1 protein-coding gene and 1 pseudogene are annotated in these 2,614 nt (G+C 62.8%); both read right to left on the bottom strand.

Translation table 11 applies throughout. The features are described from left to right. Positions 1 to 733, bottom strand: a pseudogene (locus TR48_RS46955) (IS3 family transposase); the annotation flags it as partial. Positions 734 to 848: 115 nt separating this feature from the next. Continuing rightward, entirely contained in the window at positions 849 to 1,481 is a 633-nt protein-coding gene (locus tag TR48_RS42835) for a hypothetical protein (protein ID WP_152628429.1), read from the bottom strand. Between the last annotated feature and the right edge of the window lie 1,133 nt (positions 1,482 to 2,614).

The following is a 2,614-nucleotide window of genomic DNA, read 5'->3' as shown; positions in this document are numbered from 1 at the left end:
GTAGACGGTGCCGGCCCAGGCCGCGACATGGGTGAAGTCCGCGACCCAGGTCCGGTTCGGCGCCGCCGCTACGAAGTCACGCTCGACCAGGTCGGGTGCCCGCGCGGCGGCAGGGTCCGCCACCGTGGTGACGACCTTCCTGCCCCGCACCGCACCGGTGATGCCCAGCTCCCGCATCAGCCGTTCCACGGTGCAGCGGGCCACCGCGTGGCCCTGCCGGTTCAGTTCGCGCCAGACCTTCCGGGCGCCATAGACACGGTAGTTGGCCTCGTAGACCTCGGCGATCAGCTCCTTGAGACCGGCGTCGCGGACCTGCCGAGCCGACGGCGATGCCCGCCGCTGCTTGTGGGCGTAGTAGGTAGAAGGGGCGATGCTGCAGTCGTGCTGGGTCAGCACGCGGCAGATCGGCTCGACGCCGCCGAAGCGGTCCCGATGCTCGTCGATGAACGCTACGAGCGCAGATGTGGCCGGTCGAGCTCGGCCGCGAAGAAACTCGCCGCGGCCTTGAGGATCTCGTTCGCCCGGACTCCTCGGTGGTCGTGCCCGGCCGCTGCCCGGAGTCGACCTGGTCCCGCCGGACCCCCTGCCGCACGGTCTCGGCCGATCCCACGCCGAGCTTGGACACGACGGCCTTCATCGCGGCCCACTCGGTGTCGTAGTCCGGACGGACCTCGGCGACCATGCGCACCGCACGACGCCGCAGCTCAGCGGGGTAAGGGGAGGGACGTGCCATGACTCAATCCTCTCAGAGAATCGAGTCTTCATTCGAACCGGCGCGGTTCACAGCTCATCGCCTACGCCGGCCTGTCGCCCGCCTCGCAGGACCAACTATCTGGGAACAGCCAAGGTCATCGACCTGTCCATACCTTCTCCCGCGCATATCTGACGATGACATACGCGCCTCCGCAGGCAGCGGCAGCCCAGACGACCCAGCGGGCCCAAGTTGCCTCAGGAAAGGCAGAGCCGTCGAATATACTCACATTCGTGACGGGCGGCAGATAAATCATTTGCAACGCCGCCCCGGCGGGGACCACAAGGCCAGCAATTAGTCCAAGCACGCCTGGGCGTCGCATGCGGGCGCCAATCATGCCCAGCGGCGGCCCCGTCAGAAGACTGGCCCCACCCCAAAAGATCACGCGCGAATCCAGAACGAAGGATCCATCGCCACCCCACAAGGGCCACGATTTAAATACATAATACTCCATCGTCGCGCCCAATAGCGCGACCGCTCCAGCGAGTGCACTAATCGCATATTCCCGGGCAAGAAGTCCCGCAGCCACCGCCAGTGCCGCCCACGACCATCCGGCGTCCAGCAGGTAGCTCGCGAACCTCATCAGCGAAGCGGCGAATGTTTGCTCACCATGCCTCGAGAATGTCAACTGTTCCGCAATATGATTTACAGTCGAAGTCGCCATGGCGAACATGACGCCTATTGCGAGGATTGCGAGCAGCCTCATCCAGGAAGGCACTTGATGCTTCATGTGCACAGCATTTCCCTAATTTGCGAGACGCGGAAAGAAAAGAGCCGCGCCCTATCTTTCGTGGAGAGAGTTCTAAATATTTCATAGACTCCCGGTCTCACCGGACACGAAAAGCCTCGCCGCTTCGCGCTTGGAGAAGAGCTGGCGCTTGGCCTCTCTCGAGGCCACCAATGGCCGTTAAATGCATGAACTGCAGCCCACGCAGGGTGCCGACTATCCATACGAAACTTCGGAAACATAGGCTGCTGCGCGTTCTCCTCCCGGCGGCGCTCCAGCCCGAGAATGACAATGGCGCTGAGCTTCCGGCGAAACGGTCAGAGCCACCGCGGACGACCGAAATGACTGACTGCTGCCCGTTCTCCATGTAGATGGCACTCGTCGTCAAAATGGCTCTTCTCTCCCTCCAAGAGAATCACCCCGACCGCCGCGCCCAAGCATCGCAGGAGAAGACGGTTTCTCCATCGCCAATTTTGTATGGCGTCCAGCCTGGCGGGCTTGCGGCGCAGAGAGCTCGATGGATAGCTGTACGAGAAGCTGGAGGTATAGGGAAATGTGCGATAGCAGCTAGGGTCGACTTGAACGGAGTCGTCGGCGGCGCCGCATGCGGAGGTATCCGGGTTGTTGCTCGTGGGCTCGACTGTGTTCTCGTATGGGGTTTCAAGGCAGCGCGTCGTCGGCCCGAGGCCGAAAACAATGGATGTCGGTCTGGTGACACCTTCGGCAGAAGCGGAACCGAGAGCGATGGAAAGCGCAAGGAGCAGGGCGGCGGCAATCTTGGTACTGTTTCGAGTCATATGACTTTTGGGGCCCTTGTCGGGCATTTTCCGCTACTCCCGCTCTCTCATCTAGTGCCAGGTGGGCAGAGCTCTGTTCCTGACGGTGAGTGACTGATGCACCCACTCATTTTCCCTGCAATTCAGTTGCTGATCAGCTCCCTTACTGGAATGCCACGATCTCCTGCGCCAAGCAAGATCCCAGGTCCTCGCTCGGGGAAGGAGCGGACGAGCAGGTCCGCGCGACAGCGCTGTGCAACTGAGCTCCGGCTCCAAGACGACGACTTGGGGGCCGGGTGTGTTGTGGCTGGTGTGTCTGGGGGTGGTGCCCGCGGCCAGGGGAGGGCCGCGGGCACCGGG

The organism is Streptacidiphilus neutrinimicus (genome assembly GCF_000787815.1).
In the GTDB taxonomy this organism is placed as follows: Bacteria; Actinomycetota; Actinomycetes; order Streptomycetales; family Streptomycetaceae; genus Streptacidiphilus; species Streptacidiphilus neutrinimicus.
Note: the sequence above shows the minus strand (reverse complement) of the source record. Positions and strands in the feature narration are given on the sequence as shown.

Excerpts from the sequence above, each read along its gene's own strand:
- TR48_RS42835 (WP_152628429.1), bottom strand. The coding sequence starts at position 1,481 with ATGAAGCATCAAGTGCCTTCCTGGATGAGGCTGCTCGCAATCCTCGCA.